The sequence below is a fragment of the Vreelandella aquamarina genome, assembly GCF_900110265.1.
In the GTDB taxonomy this organism is placed as follows: domain Bacteria; phylum Pseudomonadota; class Gammaproteobacteria; order Pseudomonadales; family Halomonadaceae; genus Vreelandella; species Vreelandella aquamarina.
Window position 1 is genome coordinate 36,189 of sequence record NZ_FODB01000023.1, and the last position, 18,279, is coordinate 54,467.

Below are 18,279 nucleotides of genomic sequence, written 5' to 3' on the forward strand. Positions count from 1 at the left end.
GGTGATCATCGTCAAGCACGTTGATGCCTCGACCCACCAGCCGTAGAGAAAACGCGATGAACTTTTGTAGTCAGTGTGGTGAGAAAGTCCGGTTTGCCGTTCCCGAGGGGGACGACCGCCCCCGCTACCTGTGCGACGGCTGTGGCACGATCCACTATCAAAATCCCCGCATCGTGGCGGGTACGCTGCCGGTGAGCGGCTCCAAAGTGCTGCTCTGCAAGCGAGCGATCTCCCCTCGAAAAGGGTACTGGACGCTACCGGCGGGGTACATGGAGAACGCCGAGACCACCCAGCAGGCCGCCACGCGGGAAACCTGGGAGGAAGCCTTCGCTGAGGTCACGCTGGGCGACTTGTACACGCTGATCGATCTTCCGCATATCAACCAAGTCTATATGATCTTTCGCGCGGATTTGGTGGGCGGCTTTGGTGCCGGGCCAGAGAGCCTGGAGGTGGCGCTATTCGAGGAACACGAGATTCCTTGGGACGCGCTGGCCTTCCCCACCATCGAGCGCACGCTGCGCCACTACTTTGCCGACCGCGAAAACGCCGTGTTTCCGCTGCATATCAGTAAAATCACGCCCGAAGATCGCGAGCGCTATGTGGGTAGCGCCTAGTCGTCTTAAAGGTCGGCGAGCTGCCACACGTCGTAGGCGACTTCTTCATAGGGATGCGCCAGTTTGAGCGCCGCAATAGCGGCCTGAATATGCTCGTCGGCGCAGACCAGCTCGACCTTGAACTCCTCGACGGTTTCTAGCGTGCCGATCTGACCAATATGTGGCTCTGCACCATCGAGGGGACGAAACTGGCCAGTACCACGCGTTTGAAAGCAGGTGTGTTCGTAATCGCCAATCCGCCCCGCGCCGGTTTCGAATACGGCGTTTTTAACGCTTTCAGCACTTTCAATGGGAACAAAAAACGCGAGCTTATACATAATCAGAGGCCTCCCTTGGGTAATGACGTAACGCTGTACTGCCAATGTTAGCGGATAGCACACTACTGGTCTTGGCGCAGGCTTTGTATGATGGCGTTTTTCAATATAAGCGGCGAACCAACCCATGGATAAGTTTGAAGTAAAGCTCGACCAAGCAGCCAGGGCCGCCTGGATGTCCTATGTGGGCGGCATGACCCAGGATGAGATTGCCACTCAGCTTGGCGTCTCACGCCCTGGCGTCCAACGCTTACTAGCCCTGGCGCGCCAAGAGGGGTTGGTGAAAGTGCATATCGATCACCCCATTTCCACCTGTATGGCGCTGGGCAGCGCGCTGCGGGAGCGCTTCCAGCTGGCTTACTGCGACGTGGTGCCTGCGGACACCCAGGCCCCCGAAAGCGGCGCGTACTATCTGGCCGTGGCGGGGGCCGAGCGCATTGCGCGGCTGGTGGAGCGCAGCGAGCCGCTGACGCTCTCGCTGGGGACCGGGCGTTCGGTACGTGCGGCAGTGGAAGCGCTAAGCCGCTTGGAGCGGCCGCAGCATCGGTTTGTCTCGCTGGTGGGCAACGTGGCACGGGATGGCTCCGCCAACCGCTACGACGCCGTGATGGTGCTGGCGGATAAAACCGGCGGCGAGCGCTTTTTATTGCCTGCCCCCGTAGTGGCGGAGTCGCTGGCGGAAAAAGAGGCCATGCTGTCCCAGCGCTTGTTCAAAGCGATAGCCGATGTAGCGCGAGAGTCAGAGGCGGCGTTTATCGGCATTGGCCGTATTGACCGCCAGGCCACGCTTTTTCAAGACCACTTCATTAGCGAAAGCGAGCTAGATGAGCTGCTGGGCCGCGAAGCGGTAGGGGAGCTACTAGGTTGGCCGCTGAACCGGCGTGGAGAGGTGATCGATTGCTCGATTACCCGACGGGTCACCAGCTTGCCGCTGGAGCGTTTTGGGAAGCACCTCATGGTGGGGATTGCCGGTGGCCGTGATAAAGCGCCTGCCATTTTAGCCGCACTGCGCGGTGGCTGGCTGAAGGGCTTGATCACCGACGAGATCGCTGCGCGGCATATCCTCGAGGCGATGGAGTGAGCGCTATCTTCGCGGTTGCAACATGCAAGCAATTGAATAAATTAGCGTAAAGTCTAACGCTCCAGGCTTTGCTTTTTTTTGGCTTGCGTGCGATCTTTTGTTCGGTTGGTGATCAATAAGATCAAGGCAACAACAATGCCAATATTTGCCAAGAGGAGTGCTGTATGCGTCTCGTGCGTCATTTGCCCGTCACGACCCTAGCAGCTGCTATTGCGGTAGCTGGCCAAGCCCAGGCTCAAACTGAGATCACCGTCGCCACGGTGAACAATAATGACATGGTCATTATGCAGAGCCTGACCGATGCCTTTGAGCAAGCGCACCCGGATATCACGCTGGACTGGGTGGTACTTGAGGAGAACGTGCTGCGTCAGCGCATGACCACGGATATTGCCACCGGCGGTGGGCAGTTCGACGTGATGACCATCGGTACTTATGAAGTGCCCATTTGGGCGGAACGCGGCTGGCTTGAGCCGCTGGACAGCCTGCCCGATGACTACAACGAAGACGATCTGCTGGCATCGGTACGCGACGGCTTAAGCCTGGACGGCACGCTGCACGCCCTGCCGTTCTATGCGGAAAGCTCGATGATGTATTACCGCACCGATCTGTTTGAGCAGGCAGGCATTGAGATGCCCGAGCAGCCCACCTGGGCGCAGGTGCGCGACTGGGCCGAACAGCTCCACGGTAGCGAAGAGGGCCTGGCGGGTATCTGTTTGCGCGGCAAGCCGGGCTGGGGCGAGAACATGGCCTTTGTCTCGACGCTGGTGAACACCTTCGGCGGCCGCTGGTTTGATGAGCAGTGGAACCCGGAGCTGAACTCTGAGGCGTGGAATAACGCGATTTCGTTCTACGTAGACCTGCTCAGCAACTACGGCCCGCCAGGCGCCAGCTCCAACGGCTTTAACGAGAACTTAGCGCTCTTCTCACGCGGTAACTGCGCCATGTGGGTCGATGCTACCTCGGCGGCAGGCAAGCTCTACGATGAGAGCGAATCCGACGTAGTCGGTACGCTTGGCTTTGCACCTGCGCCCATCGCCGAAACTCCCAAAGGTTCCCACTGGCTGTGGTCTTGGGCACTGGCTATCCCAGCCTCCTCTGAGCATAAAGAGGCAGCTCAAGAGTTTATTACTTGGGCCACTTCTGAAGAGTATATCGAGCTTGTCGGTGAGACTAACGGCTGGACCAGCGTACCGCCGGGCACTCGTGAATCCACCTACGCTAATGAGCAGTACACCTCAGCCGCGCCGTTTGCTGGCTTCGTACTTAACGCCATTAAAGAGGCCGACCCCACCGACTCTAGCTTAGAGCCGAACCCCTATGTGGGCGTGCAGTTTGTGGGTATTCCTGAGTTCCAATCGATTGGCACTCAGGTAGGCCAAACCATTGCGGCGGCGCTGACCGGTGATACGTCGGTTGAGCAGGCGCTAGATAGCGCCCAGCGTGCTACTGAGCGCACGATGCAGCGGGCGGGCTACATCGAACGTTAATGTACTCCTGCGCCTGCCCGGCCACGGGCAGGCGTTTTCGGTGGTTCTCGCAGGTCTGTTTTCTTGCAGGTATTTCCATGAATAGAACACGTGCTTCTGGCCGTACGGTCGGCGGGCTGAGAACGCTTTCGCTTCAAGCGCCCGCCGTAACGCTGCTCCTGCTCTGGATGATTGTGCCCCTAGGCATGACCATCTGGTTCTCTTTCCAGCGTTACAACTTACTGATGCCCGAGATGACCGGCTTCGCCGGGCTGGAAAACTATGAGTACCTGCTGACCGACCCCGCGCTATGGTCGGCCATGGGCACCACGCTGCTGCTGGTGGGTTGGGTGCTGGTGATTACCGTGGTGGGCGGTACGCTCTTAGCGGTTCTGTTTCAACAGGATTTTGCCGGGCGGGGCATAGCCCGCGTATTGGCGATCTCTCCCTTCTTTGTCATGCCAACGGTGAGCGCGCTGGTATGGAAAAACATGATGATGCACCCCTCTAACGGGGTGTTGGCGTGGTTAGCACAGTCGCTGGGGCTTCCTGCGCTGGACTGGTTCTCATCGCTACCGCTGACCTCCATCATCATCATCGTCTCGTGGCAGTGGCTGCCGTTTGCGCTACTGATCCTGCTGACGGCGATGCAATCGCTGGATGAAGACCAAGTGGAAGCCGCACGGATGGATGGTGCGGGGCCGCTGGCGATTTTCTTCTTTATCACGCTGCCGCACCTAAAGCGGGCGATTAGCGTGGTGATCATGATTGAAATGATCTTCCTGCTGACGATTTTTGCCGAGATATTTGTCACCACCTCTGGTGGGCCGGGGCTCGCCACCACCAACTTGGCTTATTTGATCTACATCCAAGCGCTGCTGGATTTCGATGTGGGCATGGCCTCGGCGGGCGGGGTGATCGCTATCATTCTGGCCAATATCGTCGCGATTTTCCTTGTCCGTATGGTCGCTAAGAACTTAGAAGACTGACCCCAGCACCAGGGCGTCTTGGGAGCATTTCAATGACAACTCATCGTAATAGCGCACCGGCACACACTCGCTCGTTGCCTGTCCGGCAACTGGTATTGACCCTGTTGGGCTGGTCGATCGCGCTGATTATCTTTTTCCCTATCCTGTGGATGGTGCTGACCGGTTTTAAAACCGAGACGGCGGCGATAGCCGACCCCAGCTTTCTCTTTTCACCCACGCTGGAAAGCTATCAGGAGGTGCAGGCACGCTCGGGCTATGCCCGTTTCGCGCTGAACAGCATCGCGGTGGCGTTTGGCTCTACGTTTTTAGCGCTGCTCATCGCCATTCCTTCGGCCTATGCCATGGCTTTTTTGCCCACTAAGCGCACCAAGGGCACGCTACTGTGGATGCTCTCCACCAAAATGCTGCCGCCGGTGGGTGTTCTGGTGCCTATCTATCTGATTTTCCGCGATGTCGGGCTGCTGGACACCCGCACCGGGCTGATCATTATTTATACCTTGATGAATCTGCCCATTGTGGTGTGGATGCTCTACACCTTCTTTAAAGATATGCCCAAAGACATTCTCGAAGCGGGCCGGATGGACGGTGCCTCCACTCTGCAGGAAGTGTTCTTCCTGCTACTGCCGCTGACCCTGCCAGGGATTGCGTCGACCGGGCTGCTCTCGGTGATTTTGAGCTGGAACGAAGCGTTCTGGAGTCTCAACCTCACCTCGTCGAAAGCCGCGCCGTTGACCGCCTACATTGCCTCGTTCTCAAGCCCCGAAGGGCTGTTCTGGGCCAAGCTGTCGGCGGCTTCTACCATGGCCATCGCCCCCATTCTAATTCTCGGCTGGATGACCCAAAAACAAATGGTGCGCGGCCTGACCTTTGGCGCCGTCAAGTAAAGGAGTTCCTCATGGCAACCTTACAACTCAAGAACATTACTAAGCAGTTTGGCGACACCAAGGTCATCAAGGGCATTGATCTCGACGTTAACGATCGTGAGTTCGTGGTGTTCGTTGGTCCCTCGGGCTGCGGTAAATCCACGCTGATGCGCATGATCGCAGGCCTGGAGAGCGCCAGCGACGGTGATATTCTCATCGATGGCAAGCGCATGAACGAGGTGGGCCCCGCCGACCGCGGTTTGGCGATGGTGTTTCAAAGCTACGCGCTTTACCCGCACATGACCGTTGAGGGCAACATGGGCTTCAGCATGCGCTTGGCTGGGGTGCCCAAAGAGGAGCGCCGCGCCAAGGTGCTGGAAGCTGCCAAGATCCTTCAGCTTGAGCCGCTGCTGGATCGCAAGCCCAAAGCGCTGTCCGGCGGGCAGCGCCAGCGGGTGGCGATTGGCCGAGCGATTGTGCGCAACCCCAGCATCTTCCTGTTTGATGAGCCGCTCTCCAACCTAGACGCGGCGTTGCGGGTGCAGATGCGTATCGAGCTGGCGCGGCTGCATGAAGAGCTGGATGCCACGATGATTTACGTGACCCACGACCAGATAGAAGCCATGACCATGGCCGATAAAATCGTCGTGCTACACGATGGCGTGGTGGAGCAGGTGGGCTCGCCCATGGCGCTCTATCACCACCCGCGTAACCGCTTTGTGGCAGGCTTTATCGGCTCGCCGAAGATGAATTTCTTCACCGTCGAGCAGCAGTCCATTGGCGATGATGGCGTCACCGTGCGCCTGCCCGGCGGGCGGCCCTGCACTATCCCTGTGGCGGGCGAACAGCTCGCCAGCGATGAAGCGCTGGAGCTGGGTATTCGTCCTGAGCATCTACAGCTGGATGAAAACGGCCCGCTGAGTGGGCAGATTAAAGTGTTGGAGCGCTTAGGCGGGCAGACCTCGCTGTACGTGCAGATGGGCGAGCTACTGATCACCATTATGGCCGATGGCGATGTAGCCTATCGGGTGAACGATACCGTGCAGTTTAGCTTTGCCGCCGAGCGTGCTCACCTGTTCGATGCCCAAGGCTTGGCGCTAGAGAGCCTGTCACAGCACCCGCTGGCCAGCCTGACCCGCCAGGATAACCGTGCGGCTACCGAGCCTGCTGCGCCAGGGGCGCAGGTATGAAAGCGCTGATTTTTGATTGTGACGGCGTCCTGGTGGATAGCGAAGCCCTGGCTGAAGAGACCCTGGAAACTCACCTTGGGCAGTGGCTGCCGGATCTGGATATTCCCACGCTGCTCAGCCAAGCCCTGGGCATGACGACCGCCGACATCCTTAAGCACTTGGCGCAGTTAAGCCGCCATCAGTTGCCGCCTGATGCCTCCGAGCGGGTCGATAGCGCCATAGAAGCGCGTCTGGCACGAGAGCTCACCGCGATTGCAGGGGTCCACGACGCCGTTAGTAGTCTCGATTTACCTAAGGCCGTGGTCTCCAACAGCCGCCGCTGCCGCGTATTGGCATCGCTTGCAACAACGCAGTTGGAAGAGGCGTTGGGCGATGTGCCGATTTTCACGGCCGAGCAGGTCGATAACCCTAAACCGGACCCGGCGATTTACCGCTTGGCGGCGCATGAGCTTGGCTGCCCGCCCAGCCGCTGCCTAGTGGTTGAGGATAGCGTGGCAGGCGTTACCGCTGCCCATGCCGCCGGCATGCGGGTGATTGGTTTTGTGGGCGCCAGCCATATCGACGACGAGCAGCCTAACCGCCTGCTCGCGGCGGGTGCTTGGCGAATTTTGCCTCATATGCGCGGGCTCCGCGCCTTAGTGGACGAGTGGCAACTACATCTGCAAGGACAAGATAACAATGAAACTGCTCAATAAACGTGCCGTGATTACCGGTGGTGCCCGTGGCATCGGACTCGCCATTGCCCAGCGCTATTTGGCCGAAGGGGCCAGTGTCGTGGTGGCCGATATCGATGCCAAGGCCATCGAAGACGCGCTCACCACGCTGCAGCAGGATGCCAGCGCCGAGCGGGTTATGGGCGTAGTGCTGAACGTGTGCGACCAAGGCTCTATCGATGCCATGGTGGAGAGCGTCACCGAGCGCTTTGGTGGCATTGATATTTTGGTCAATAACGCGGCGGTGTTCGATATGGCGCCGGTGCTGGAAGTGACCCAGGCCAGCTTTGACAAACAGTTTGCGGTGAACACCAAAGGCATGTTTTTCACCCTGCAGGCCGTGGCCCGCGCCATGGTGGCCCAAGGTCAGGGAGGCAAAATTATCAATATGGCCTCCCAGGCGGGTCGGCGTGGCGAACCGCTAGTGAGTGTTTACTGCGCCAGCAAAGCCGCCGTGATTAGCCTGACCCAGTCCTGCGGGCTCGATTTGATCAAACACCGCATTAACGTCAACGGCATTGCCCCCGGCGTGGTGGATACCCCGATGTGGGAAGAGGTCGATGCGCTGTTTGCTCGCTACGAGAACCGCCCATTAGGCGAGAAAAAGCGCCTAGTGGGCGAGGCGGTGCCCTATGGCCGTATGGGGCTGCCGGAAGATCACACCGGCGCCGCCGTGTTTCTTGCCAGCCAGGATAGCGATTACGTCGTCGCCCAGACGCTCAACGTCGATGGCGGCAACTGGATGAGCTAAGACGCCGATGAGCCCTGATCTTGTTTCGTTAAGCCACCAACTGCTGGATGCCGCCGAAGGCAAGCCGCGCTTTATGGTTGCCCTGGCGGGGCCGCCGGGGGCCGGAAAATCCTACCGCAGCGCGCTGCTCTGTGAAGCGATTAATCAACTGCGCCCAGGGCACGCGGCGGTGGTGCCGATGGATGGCTACCACTTCGATAACGCCGTACTGGGCGATGAGCAGCTGCCTGTGAAAGGTGCGCCCCACACCTTCGATGTGGAGGGCTTGCATCACGATTTAATGCGCATCCGTCGGGCGGATAAGCCGGTGGCCGTGCCGGTCTTTGATCGGCCGCTGGACCTTGCCCGTGCCGGTGGGCGGTTAATCACCCCCGCGCATCGCATTGTGATTGTGGAAGGCAATTATCTGCTATTGAACCAAGATCCGTGGCGTTCACTGCACGCGCTGTTCGACTGGACGCTAATGATCGACGTCGACGACGCAGTGCTCGTAGAGCGGTTGGTGAACCGCTGGCTCTGTATGGGCCAAGACCACAGCGGCGCGCTTGAGCGCACCCACCAAAAAGACATGCTGAACGCCGCGCTGGTAAAAACCAGCAGCGTGCCACCTGACCAGCGCTGGCGCTAGGACGCGCTTGCCCAGCCAATAACCCGGAGAGTGACGATGACCCAGCTTAATAACCACAATGTGGGTTCCCTCAGCGCGGCGGTTGAGACGCCGACCTATGATCGTCAGGCCGTGACGCCTGGCATCGTCCATATTGGCGTCGGTGGTTTTCATCGTGCCCATCAGGCGATGTACGTAGATGCGCTGATGAACCAAGGCGAAGCGCTGGATTGGGGCATTGTGGGCGTGGGGGTCATGCCCGGCGACAAACGCATGCAGCAGGCCCTCGCCGCACAAGACTACCTTTACACCCTCGTGGTCAAGCACCCTGACGGTGAATATCAGCCTCGGGTGATTGGCAGCATGGTGAACTACCTGTTTGCCCCGGAAGACCCCGAGGCGGTGATCGAAACCATGGCCGACCCCGCCATCAAAATTGTCTCGCTCACCGTTACGGAGGGCGGCTACAACTTTCATCCGGTGTCCGGAGAATTCAACCTGGACGCCCCCCAGGTGCGCGACGATCTCGCCCATCCTGAGCGCCCCTCCACCAGCTTTGGCTTAGTGGTGGAAGCCCTGGTACGCCGCCGGGCACGGGGTATTGCGCCGTTTACGGTGATGTCCTGCGATAACATTCAAGGCAACGGCGATGTCGCCAAGCGTATGTTCAGCGCCTACGCCCGCGCCCGCAGTGCGGAGCTGGGCGACTGGCTGGCCGCCGAGGTGGCGTTCCCCAACGCCATGGTAGACCGCATCACGCCAGTGACCGCGCCCACGGATATCGAAGAGCTCTCCCAGCGCTTTGGCGTTGAAGATGCCTGGCCCGTGGTGTGCGAGCCTTTTACCCAGTGGGTGTTGGAAGATCACTTCCCCTTGGGCCGCCCGGCCTTCGAGAAGGTCGGCGTGCAGGTTGTCGAGGATGTCGAACCGTACGAACTCATGAAGCTGCGCCTGCTCAATGCCAGCCACCAAGCGCTGACCTACTTTGGCTATCTGGCGGGCTACCGCTACGCCCATGAGGTGTGCCAAGACCCGCTGTTTGTCGAGTTCTTGCTCGGCTACATGCGCGAAGAGGGCACGCCGACGCTGGCCCCCGTGCCGGGGGTGGATCTAGAAGCCTACCGGCTGACGCTGATCGAGCGCTTTGCGAACCCACAAATCAGAGATACCTTGGCGCGGCTGTGCGCCGAAAGCTCGGATCGCATTCCTAAATGGTTAGTGCCGGTGATTCGCCAGCAGCTTGCCCAGGGCGGTGAGATTGAGCGCAGTGCCGCCGTGGTGGCCAGCTGGGCACGCTACGCCGAAGGCGTCGATGAGCAGGGGCAGACCATTGAGATCGTGGACCGCTTGCGCGAGCCGTTAATGGCCATTGCCACCAATAACCGCACCCATCCAGCGGCCTTCGTGGAAAACCGGGAGCTGTTTGGCGACTTGGCGGACCAGCCTCGCTTCCTTAACGCCTACCTGGAGGCGCTGAAGTCGCTGCATGAACGGGGCGCACGGGCTACTCTTGAGGCTCTGGTCGCGTCCAAAGGAACGTTGTGATGTATATCGGGGTGGATTGCGGTACGCAAAGTACCAAAGTCGTGGTGGTGGATGTAGAGCGGGGCGTCATTCTGGGCGAGGGCAGCCGCCCGCATCGCCTGGATGAAGGGGAGCATGGCCGCCGGGAGCAGGCACCGGCAGAGTGGCTGGCGGCGCTCAAGGGCGCGTTCTTTCAAGCGATTGAGCGCGCCGGGATCGATGCCAAGCAGGTGCGCGGTATTGGTGTGTCTGGCCAGCAGCACGGCATGGTGGCACTCGATGCCGATGGCGTGCCGGTGTATCCCGCCAAGCTGTGGTGCGATACCGAAACCAGCGCTCAAAATAGCGCGTTGGTAGAAACGCTGGGGGGCGAGGCGGGCTGCCTGGAGAAGCTGGGCCTGGTGCTGCAAACGGGCTATACCGCTTCCAAAGTGGCTTGGTTACGCGAGCATCAGCCGGATGCCTACCAGCGTATTGCTACGCTCTTGCTGCCCCATGACTACCTGAATTTCTGGCTGACCGGCGAACGGGTTACCGAGGCAGGCGACGCCTCGGGCACCGGTTACTTTGATACCCGCGCCCAGTGCTGGCAAAAAGAGGTGTTTGCCGCCATTGCGCCGGAGCTCGACCCTGACCGTGTACTGCCTCGGATCATTGACGCCTATGAACCCGCTGGCCGCGTTCGCCCGTTAGTGGCTCAGGAGCTGGGGCTAGGCGATAACGTGGTGGTCTCCTCCGGCGGTGGCGACAACATGATGGGGGCGATTGGCACCGGAAATATTACCCAGGGACTGGTCACGCTCAGTTTGGGCACTTCCGGCACGGTGTGTGCTTACTCACCTAATTCCGTGGTGTGTGACAGCGCCATGGTGGCGAATTTTTGCGCCAGCCACGGGGGGTGGCTGCCGCTGATCTGCACCATGAACGTGACCTCGGCAACGACTCGCGTGCGTGAGCTGTTTGGGTTGGACTTGGCTACCTTTGGCGAACAGGTCGCCAGCGCCCCGATTGGTGCCGATGGCGTCACCGTGCTGCCGTTCTTTAACGGCGAACGGGTGCCCATGCTGCCCGATGCCACCGGCGATTTTCTCGGGTTGACCAGCCTGAATATGACCCAGGCCAACCTCTGCCGAGGCGTGATGGAGGGTGCGACCTTTGGCCTACGCTATGGGCTGGAGCTGCTAGGCGAGCTGGCGGCGGGCACCAGCCAGATTCGATTGATTGGCGGCGGGGCGAAAAGCCCGGTGTGGCGGCAAATGGTCGCTGATATTACCAACACCCAGGTGATTTGCCCCGAGATTACCGATGCCGCCGCGCTAGGAGCAGCCATTCAAGCGGCCTGGTGCGATCTACAGCCCGAGGGCGTTAGCCTGGCATCACTCTGCGAGCGTTTAGTGCATCTGGATGCGGCATCGCTAGCGGAGCCTGATGCCGAGCGTGTGGCCGCCTATGAAGGAGCCTATCAGCGCTATTTGGCCGCGCTAGGGCAGCGCCACTCGCTTTAGAAATAACTCTATAAATAACAACGCCAGCACCTTGATCATCGAAGGGTGCTGGCGTTCGTGTATTAGCGTGTTTTATGCAGGCTGCTTACCAGGATTTATAAGGCAGGAACTTGCCGTTCAAGGTGAGCAGCACGCGGTCGCCCTTGGGGTCTTCGATTTTGTCCACTTCCATGGTGAAGTCGATCTGCTTGACATCAGTGTTGTACACACAAATCAGGCAACTTCAAGTCTAGCATACATACATGAATGTAACTATAATGCCACTCTTTCATAATGGTGCCGTGCTGCGCCGTCTTACGTTGACACCTAGAGGCAATCCCATGCGACTAGCACACTGGGCAGTCAATGCCCCCTTTCGCCCCCTGTTGTTAGCAGTGCTCACGTCTTCTTTTATCCTGCCAGCTCAAGCGGCGGATCTTGTGACCATCACCCGTGATGCGCTGAACAACAATGCGGCATTGGCATCAGCCCGGTCAGAGTTTTCCGGTGTAGAAGCGGCGCGAGACGTAGCGCGGGGTGGGTTGCTGCCCCAGGTGAATGCCTCCGGTAGCGCCACGCATAACGAGCAGTTTGAGAGCCAGGGGGCTGCCCGTAACACAGGCGCAGGTGGTGGTGATGACAGCTACAACACCGTTTCATTAACGCTGGAAGCCACGCAAGCGCTGTTCAATGCCGTGACGCGCCAGGAAGTAACTCAGGCAGAGCGCCAGATTGATCAACAGGTTTATTTGCTGGCTGCCACCGAACAGCAGCTGCTGATTGATGTGGCCAGCGCCTACTTCGATATCTTGCGTGCCTATGAAGTGTTGGAAGCACGGCTAGCCCAAGAGCGTGCCATCGGACGCCAGTTGGAGCAGGCTCGTGAGCAGTTTGAGGTGGGCTTGATTGCGATCACCGAGGTGGAAGAGGCGCGGGCGAGCTTCGACCAGTCCCGGGCGGACCGTATTGCCGCAGAGAGCAACCTCCAGGTAGCCTTTGAGGTGTTGGAGCAACTTACCGGCCAGCGCTATACCAGCATCGAGGCGCTCGGTGACAGCATGCCCATCGCGGTGCCTTCTCCCACCGATCGTAACTACTGGGTTGAGCAAGCCATTGAGCGTAACCCCCAGGTGCTCGCCCAGCAGGCGGGTATTGAAGTGTCCCGCGTGGGTGTCGAGCTGGCGCGTGCTGGCCGCCTGCCCACAGTACAAGCGTTTGCCAACTATCAGTACGCTGACAGCGATAGCGAGCTGGTCAGCGGTTACGTCACCTCCGCTCAGGTCGGTGTGTCTGCAGGTGTGTCTGCAAACGTGCCGATCTATACCGGCGGCAGCACCAGTGCCAGCATTCGACAAGGCACTTTCCAATTGGAGAGCAGCCAGTACGACTTCGAGTCTCAGCGCCGCACTACGATTCAACAGGTTCGCTCGCTCTATACCCAGGTCAGCAACAACGTCGAAACGGTCGAAGCGCGCCAGCAGGCCATCGTGTCCAACCGCAGCGCGCTGGAAGCGACCCGCGCGGGTTACGAAGTGGGTACGCGCAATATCGTCGACGTGCTCAATGCCGAGCAAAGTCTCTATAACGCCATCGCCAATTATGCCGAGGCGCGTTACGACTATGTCGTGAATCTGCTGTCGCTGCGTCAGCAGGCAGGGCTGCTCGATGTCGAGGCCATCGAAGAAGTGAACGCGTGGCTCACGGGCGAGGACATCCACTTTATCCTACCGGAAAGCAATGAGCCCGACGCGTATCAGCGTGCAATGGATATTGGTGCACCGCCCACTCCAGGTGCTTGACGTACGCTGTGCATGCCTTCTTGGCGATCAGTCAATGTTTAGAAAAATGAATGGGAGTTCGACGCATGAAAAGAGTGATTCACTCAGGTAGAGCGAGTCTAGTGACGCTGATCGCCGCATTAGCGCTCACGGCATGTGGCCAGGAGCAGCCACAGGAGCAGCAAAGCCAGCAGCAGGAAGCGCCGCCCCACCCGGTGGAGGTCACTGAGATAGCGCGTCGGGACATACCGCTGGATAAATCCTACCCCTCGCTGTTGCGCAGCGATATTGAAGTGACGCTCGTGGCACGCGTCAGCGGCTTTTTGGAAGAGCGCCACTTCGAACCTGGTCAAATGGTCGAGCAGGGCGACCGTCTGTATACCATCGAGCCGGACTTGTACCAGGCCACGGTGAACCAGCGTGAAGCAGACCTGCAGAGCGCCCGGGCAGAGCTGGCACGCGCCCAGCGGGATGCGCAGCGTTTCGAGCAGCTGCTGAGCCAGAACTCGGTCAGCCGCCAGCAGTACGACCAGGCGCTGGCAGAGCAGCGGGTTGCGCAGGCCAGCGTGGCACAGGCGGAAGCCGCACTCACCAGTGCCAATCTGGACCTGGGATACTCCAACGTCACCGCGCCCGTGTCGGGCATGATCAGCTTGAGCCAGATCAACGTGGGCAACTTGGTGACGTCGGGTACCGAGCTTGCCACGATCACGCCTCTGGATCCGCTGGAAGTGCGCTTTCAGCTACCCCAGCGTGATGCCTTCGAGCTGCGTCGTCAGCTGGCCGACAGCGCCGGTGACATGTCCTCCATTACCGCCCATCTCAGCGTGCCCGGGTTAGCGGGTAGCGCCGGTGGTGAGCTGGCGGGCCGCCTGAATTTCCTCGGTTCCCGCGTGGATGCCGGCACCAGTACGGTGCAAGCATCGGCCACGTTCGACAACCCTGACGGGGAAGTACTGCCGGGCCAGTTCGTGCGCGTACGCCTTGAAGGCCTGAAGCGCTTCGACGTCATGGCGGTGCCTGAAATTGCCGTTACCCAAGGGTTGATGGGCCCTCGTGTCTTCGTGCTGGACGACGAAAGCAAGGCGCGTGAGCGGACGGTTCAACTGGGCGATGTGGCTGGTCCCTGGCAGATCATCCTGGATGGCCTGGAGCCTGGCGAGCGCGTTGTGGTAGGTGACCCGGCGGGTATCGAGCCGGGCATGGAGATCGACCCGGTGCGTTTCGATGGCGATGCAGAACAGCTGGTCGATGACGTGGAAGAAGCCGAAGCGCAGGAGCAGCAGGAGCAGGCCGAAGCGGCTGCCGAGATGTCCGAAGGCGCCGGTGATGCGCCCGCGGAAGGGGAAGAGGGTGCCCAATAATGAATTTCTCTAACTTCTTTATCAGTCGTCCGATATTCGCCACGGTGCTGGCGATTATCCTGACGCTGGTAGGCGCGATGGCGATGCGGATATTGCCCATCGAGCAGTATCCCAGCGTGGTGCCGCCTACGGTCTCGGTACAGGCGCAGTTCCCCGGTGCCGATGCGGAGACCGTGGCACAAACCGTGGCCGCGCCCCTGGCGGAAGCCATCAACGGCGTGGAGGACATGCTGTACATGACCTCCAACAGCGCCGACAACGGCCTGATGAGCCTGAGCGTGGCGTTCAACATCGGTACCGATGGTGATATCAACACCATCAACGTTAACAACCGCGTGCAGGGGGCACTGTCCCAGTTGCCAGAGGCCGTTCAGTCTCAGGGTGTCACCGTGAAGCTGCGTTCCGACTCCATTCTGATGCTGGTGGCGCTGACATCGCCCAGCGGTGACTACAACAACGTCTACATGCAGAACTATGCCACGCTCAACATTCTCGATGAGCTGCGCCAGGTGCCTGGGGTGGGCAACGCCGAGGTGCTGGGGGGCGGCGAGTTTGCCATGCGGATCTGGATGGATCCCGACAAACTGGCCCAGTACGACCTGACCCCGAGCGAAGTGGCCAGTGCCATTCGCGCTCAGAACACCGAAATTCCGGCCGGTAATCTTGCCGCGACGCCCCAGAGCGAGCCGCGTGCCTATACCTACACCATTACCGCTGGCGGGCGTCTTTCCAGCCCGGATGATTTCCGTAACATCTTCCTGCGCACCAATGCCGATGGCTCTTCACTGCGCCTGGAAGACGTGGCGCGGATCGAGCTGGGCGCCTCTTTCTACGGCGTGGATGCGCGGTTGAACGGCGCGACCATGACGCCCATCATCATCAACCAGCAGCCGGGCGCCAACGCGCTGGAGACGGCCAACTCGGTTCGGGCGACCATGGAAGATCTGGCTGAACGCTTCCCGCCGGGGCTTGAGTACGTAACCCCTTACGACACCACGCTGTTTATCGACGCGTCGGTGGAAACGGTCATCAAGACGTTTATTGAAGCGTTTCTGATCGTTATCGTGATTCTGTTTATCTTCCTGCAGAACTGGCGCTTTACCGTCATCGCGATGTCGGTGGTGCCGGTGTCGGTGATTGGTACCTTTGCGGGCTTCTATCTGTTCGATTTCTCGATCAACCTGCTGACGCTATTCGCCCTGGTGCTGTCGATAGGCATCGTGGTGGATGACGCCATACTGGTGGTGGAAAACGTTGAGCGGGTACTTAGCGAAGAGGACGATATTAGCGTTCGGGATGCGACTATTCGCGCTATGAAGGAAGTGGGCGGGCCGGTTATCGCCACGTCGCTGATCATGGCGGCGGTGTTCGTGCCGGTGGCCTTCATGGGCGGCTTCACGGGCCAGATCTACCAGCAGTTCGCGATTACCGTGGCGATCTCGGTGGCATTGTCGGCGCTGATGGCACTGACCTTCACCCCGGCGCTGTCCGCGATCTTCATCAAGCACAACCTGCACAAGACCCGTCAGTCCGCTTTCAAGCGTGCGATTACCACGCCGCTGCGCCTGTTCGATCGTTTCTTCGCAGGCTTCACGGCGCTCTACATGTGGTTCGTGAAGAAGCTGGTGCGCTTCTGGGTGCTGGCGCTGGCGCTGACTGTGGCAGTAGGGGCGGGCTCTTATTGGCTGTATGCCAATACGCCCTCGACACTGGTGCCCGAGACCGACCAGGGGATCGTGCTGGCGAGTATCTCCTTGCCGGATGCTGCCTCGCTGAGCCGTACCCAGGCATACATGGCGGAGCTGAGCGAGCAGATCGAAGCGATTCCAGGGGTCGAGTACTCTTCTGCGGTGGCGGGCTATGACATTCTGTCCAGCGCGGTGAATACCGCACGCGGCATCATGTTCATCAACATGAAGCCATGGGCGGAGCGTGAGCTCACTGCCAATGAGCTGGTTGGCCGCATCATGCAGCTGGGTGCCAGTATCGATGGCGGTTCGGCGATGGCCTTCAACGTGCCGCCGATCATGGGGCTATCCACCACGGGTGGTTTCACCGGTTACCTGCAGTCGTTCGATGGTGCCTCCACCCGTGAGCTGTATGAAGCTTCGCTGAAAATCATGCAGGCCGCGAATCAGCACCCTGTGCTTAACCGAGTGTTCAGTACGTTTAACGTGAACGTGCCCTCTTACCGGGCGGAGATCGACCAGCAAAAAGCGCTCAGCTACGGCGTCGCGCTTGAGAATATCAATTCGGCGCTGGCGAACACCTTTGGTAATGGCTTCGTCAACTTCTTCAGCTACCAGAACCGTAACTTCCAGGTGTACTTGCAGAACGAAGACGAGTTCCGTAAAACGCCGGAAGACGTCAACAACGTCTACGTGCGCGGCGGTAATGGCGAGCGTATCCCGCTCTCTGAGTTCGTGACCCTTGAGCGCCAAACGGGGCCTGCGGTGGTGTCACGGTTTGGGGTCTACGCGGGGGCCCAGTTCCAGGGTAACCCGGCACCGGGCTACAGCTCGGCCCAAGCCATCGAGGCTATGGAAGAAGTGGTTCAAGAGACGCTGGGCGATAACTGGGGCATGGGCTGGACCGGTACGGCGTATCAGGAGTCCAACCTGGGTAATACCGCAACACTTGCGATTGTGTTCGGTATTCTGATGGTGTTCTTGATTCTAGCGGCGCAGTACGAGAGCTGGTCGCTGCCGCTGGCGGTACTTACCGCAACGCCCTTTGCTTTCCTTGGCGGTATCGGTGGCATTGTGTTGCGCGGTTTGGATACCAGTGTCTACGTTCAGATCGGCATGCTGGTGGTCGTCGGTTTGGCGGCGAAGAATGCCATCCTGATCGTCGAGTTTGCCGAGCTGCAGCGTAAAGAGCTGGGTAAATCGATTCGCGAAGCGGCGATTACCGCCGCTGAGCTGCGCTTCCGGCCTATCGTCATGACCTCGCTGGCGTTTATCTTTGGCACTTTGCCGTTGGCCCTGGCGACCGGCGCAAGTGACGTGAGCAGTCACCATATCGGTACCACAGTGGCGATGGGTATGGCGTCAGTGGCGATTCTGGGCAGCCTGTTTATTCCCAGCTTCTACGCCATGATTGCCTCGGTATCGGATTGGCTCTACCGCAAGCGTCATCCGAACCAGGATCGCCAAGAGCAAGCGGAGCTTGGCCACGATAACGCTTAAGCGTTCTTGCTAGGCCTACGACGGGCGCCCTTTAACCGGGCGCCCGTTTTTTGTGGTGCGCCAGGCATGGCGCGCAGCGCCAATTAGGCGCTATCCGGTCCGCCGTGGTGGTTGGCCGGATGACTTGGGGGTGAAAGTCCCCTACGGACCCTGATAGCGGGAACCGTTAGCTGAACAGCAAGGGTGTTCGTCGTGAGGCGGAATCTGAAGGAAGCTGTAGGCAAACTCCTGGCCCGACGAACAGGAACCGCATATGAGGCAGCCACATCTGGGCGAGAGGGCCATGAAACTCGAAGCCCAATAGCTATCCAGAAGATGTGGAAGTAGATGCGGCGGGTAGATGGGAGGAAGGT

At 59.6% G+C, this 18,279-nt stretch carries 15 protein-coding genes and 1 pseudogene; 14 read left to right on the top strand and 2 right to left on the bottom strand.

The window, feature by feature from the left end:
• The first annotated feature begins 56 nt into the window (after nt 1–56).
• Entirely contained in the window at nt 57–614 is a 558-nt protein-coding gene (locus BMY49_RS08165) for an NUDIX hydrolase (protein WP_089675368.1), read from the top strand.
• A 5-nt stretch (nt 615–619) separates the two neighbouring features.
• On the opposite strand, the gene BMY49_RS08170 is transcribed toward BMY49_RS08165, so the two are convergent.
• Nucleotides 620–931: a YqfO family protein gene (locus BMY49_RS08170; RefSeq protein ID WP_089675369.1), complete on the bottom strand. Its 312-nt coding sequence runs from the start codon at nt 929–931 to the stop codon at nt 620–622.
• Between the two features lie 124 nt (nt 932–1,055).
• Here BMY49_RS08170 and BMY49_RS08175 point away from each other — a divergent pair, with 124 nt between their 5' ends.
• The 10 genes from BMY49_RS08175 to xylB all read left to right on the top strand — a co-directional run bounded on the left by BMY49_RS08175 (nt 1,056) and on the right by xylB (nt 11,617).
• The gene (locus BMY49_RS08175) at nt 1,056–2,009 is read left to right on the top strand and encodes a sugar-binding transcriptional regulator (RefSeq protein WP_089675370.1); all 954 of its coding nucleotides are present in this window, start codon (nt 1,056–1,058) and stop codon (nt 2,007–2,009) included.
• 164 nt (nt 2,010–2,173) lie between these two features.
• Nucleotides 2,174–3,496, top strand: coding sequence for an ABC transporter substrate-binding protein (locus BMY49_RS08180; RefSeq protein WP_062359323.1), 1,323 nt, complete (start codon nt 2,174–2,176; stop codon nt 3,494–3,496).
• Between the two features lie 77 nt (nt 3,497–3,573).
• Complete coding sequence (locus BMY49_RS08185) at nt 3,574–4,464, top strand: carbohydrate ABC transporter permease (RefSeq protein ID WP_062359322.1); 891 nt, start codon at nt 3,574–3,576, stop codon at nt 4,462–4,464.
• Between the two features lie 32 nt (nt 4,465–4,496).
• A complete protein-coding gene (locus BMY49_RS08190; protein WP_062359321.1) occupies nt 4,497–5,348 on the top strand; it encodes a carbohydrate ABC transporter permease in 852 nt (283 codons plus the stop codon).
• A gap of 11 nt (nt 5,349–5,359) precedes the next feature.
• Nucleotides 5,360–6,517 carry an ABC transporter ATP-binding protein gene (locus BMY49_RS08195; protein WP_062373542.1) on the top strand — a complete coding sequence of 386 codons (1,158 nt, stop codon included), beginning with the start codon at nt 5,360–5,362 and terminating at the stop codon, nt 6,515–6,517.
• Nucleotides 6,514–7,212: an HAD family hydrolase gene (locus BMY49_RS08200; RefSeq protein ID WP_062359319.1), complete on the top strand. Its 699-nt coding sequence runs from the start codon at nt 6,514–6,516 to the stop codon at nt 7,210–7,212. Before BMY49_RS08195 ends, BMY49_RS08200 begins: the two co-directional genes overlap by 4 nt.
• On the top strand, nt 7,196–7,981 hold the full coding sequence (locus BMY49_RS08205; protein ID WP_054640932.1) for an L-iditol 2-dehydrogenase: 786 nt from the start codon (nt 7,196–7,198) through the stop codon (nt 7,979–7,981). Before BMY49_RS08200 ends, BMY49_RS08205 begins: the two co-directional genes overlap by 17 nt.
• A 7-nt stretch (nt 7,982–7,988) precedes the next feature.
• Nucleotides 7,989–8,609, top strand: coding sequence for a nucleoside/nucleotide kinase family protein (locus tag BMY49_RS08210; protein ID WP_062373545.1), 621 nt, complete (start codon nt 7,989–7,991; stop codon nt 8,607–8,609).
• A 36-nt stretch (nt 8,610–8,645) separates the two neighbouring features.
• Nucleotides 8,646–10,133 carry a mannitol dehydrogenase family protein gene (locus tag BMY49_RS08215; protein WP_074210900.1) on the top strand — a complete coding sequence of 496 codons (1,488 nt, stop codon included), beginning with the start codon at nt 8,646–8,648 and terminating at the stop codon, nt 10,131–10,133.
• Entirely contained in the window at nt 10,133–11,617 is a 1,485-nt protein-coding gene (xylB, locus tag BMY49_RS08220; RefSeq protein WP_074210899.1) for a xylulokinase, read from the top strand. Before BMY49_RS08215 ends, xylB begins: the two co-directional genes overlap by 1 nt.
• Nucleotides 11,618–11,702: 85 nt before the next feature.
• On the opposite strand, the pseudogene BMY49_RS08225 reads toward xylB, so the two are convergent.
• Nucleotides 11,703–11,801: pseudogene (locus BMY49_RS08225) on the bottom strand (cyanase); the annotation flags it as partial.
• Nucleotides 11,802–11,937: 136 nt separating this feature from the next.
• On the opposite strand from BMY49_RS08225, the gene BMY49_RS08230 reads away from it, so the two are divergent.
• From BMY49_RS08230 to BMY49_RS08240, 3 genes are all read left to right on the top strand, one after another.
• Entirely contained in the window at nt 11,938–13,395 is a 1,458-nt protein-coding gene (locus tag BMY49_RS08230; protein WP_089675371.1) for a TolC family outer membrane protein, read from the top strand.
• Between the two features lie 65 nt (nt 13,396–13,460).
• Complete coding sequence (locus BMY49_RS08235) at nt 13,461–14,738, top strand: efflux RND transporter periplasmic adaptor subunit (protein WP_089675372.1); 1,278 nt, start codon at nt 13,461–13,463, stop codon at nt 14,736–14,738.
• A complete protein-coding gene (locus BMY49_RS08240; protein WP_089675373.1) occupies nt 14,738–17,926 on the top strand; it encodes an efflux RND transporter permease subunit in 3,189 nt (1,062 codons plus the stop codon). The genes BMY49_RS08235 and BMY49_RS08240 overlap by 1 nt, the downstream gene beginning before the upstream one ends.
• The last annotated feature ends 353 nt before the right edge of the window (nt 17,927–18,279 follow it).

Excerpts from the sequence above, each read along its gene's own strand:
- BMY49_RS08230 (WP_089675371.1), top strand. The coding sequence starts at position 11,938 with ATGCGACTAGCACACTGGGCAGTCAATGCCCCCTTTCGCCCCCTGTTG.
- BMY49_RS08180 (WP_062359323.1), top strand. The coding sequence starts at position 2,174 with ATGCGTCTCGTGCGTCATTTGCCCGTCACGACCCTAGCAGCTGCTATT.
- BMY49_RS08165 (WP_089675368.1), top strand. The coding sequence starts at position 57 with ATGAACTTTTGTAGTCAGTGTGGTGAGAAAGTCCGGTTTGCCGTTCCC.
- BMY49_RS08175 (WP_089675370.1), top strand. The coding sequence starts at position 1,056 with ATGGATAAGTTTGAAGTAAAGCTCGACCAAGCAGCCAGGGCCGCCTGG.
- xylB (WP_074210899.1), top strand. The coding sequence starts at position 10,133 with ATGTATATCGGGGTGGATTGCGGTACGCAAAGTACCAAAGTCGTGGTG.
- BMY49_RS08195 (WP_062373542.1), top strand. The coding sequence starts at position 5,360 with ATGGCAACCTTACAACTCAAGAACATTACTAAGCAGTTTGGCGACACC.
- BMY49_RS08200 (WP_062359319.1), top strand. The coding sequence starts at position 6,514 with ATGAAAGCGCTGATTTTTGATTGTGACGGCGTCCTGGTGGATAGCGAA.
- BMY49_RS08235 (WP_089675372.1), top strand. The coding sequence starts at position 13,461 with ATGAAAAGAGTGATTCACTCAGGTAGAGCGAGTCTAGTGACGCTGATC.
- BMY49_RS08185 (WP_062359322.1), top strand. The coding sequence starts at position 3,574 with ATGAATAGAACACGTGCTTCTGGCCGTACGGTCGGCGGGCTGAGAACG.
- BMY49_RS08205 (WP_054640932.1), top strand. The coding sequence starts at position 7,196 with ATGAAACTGCTCAATAAACGTGCCGTGATTACCGGTGGTGCCCGTGGC.
- BMY49_RS08190 (WP_062359321.1), top strand. The coding sequence starts at position 4,497 with ATGACAACTCATCGTAATAGCGCACCGGCACACACTCGCTCGTTGCCT.
- BMY49_RS08215 (WP_074210900.1), top strand. The coding sequence starts at position 8,646 with ATGACCCAGCTTAATAACCACAATGTGGGTTCCCTCAGCGCGGCGGTT.
- BMY49_RS08240 (WP_089675373.1), top strand. The coding sequence starts at position 14,738 with ATGAATTTCTCTAACTTCTTTATCAGTCGTCCGATATTCGCCACGGTG.
- BMY49_RS08210 (WP_062373545.1), top strand. The coding sequence starts at position 7,989 with ATGAGCCCTGATCTTGTTTCGTTAAGCCACCAACTGCTGGATGCCGCC.
- BMY49_RS08170 (WP_089675369.1), bottom strand. The coding sequence starts at position 931 with ATGTATAAGCTCGCGTTTTTTGTTCCCATTGAAAGTGCTGAAAGCGTT.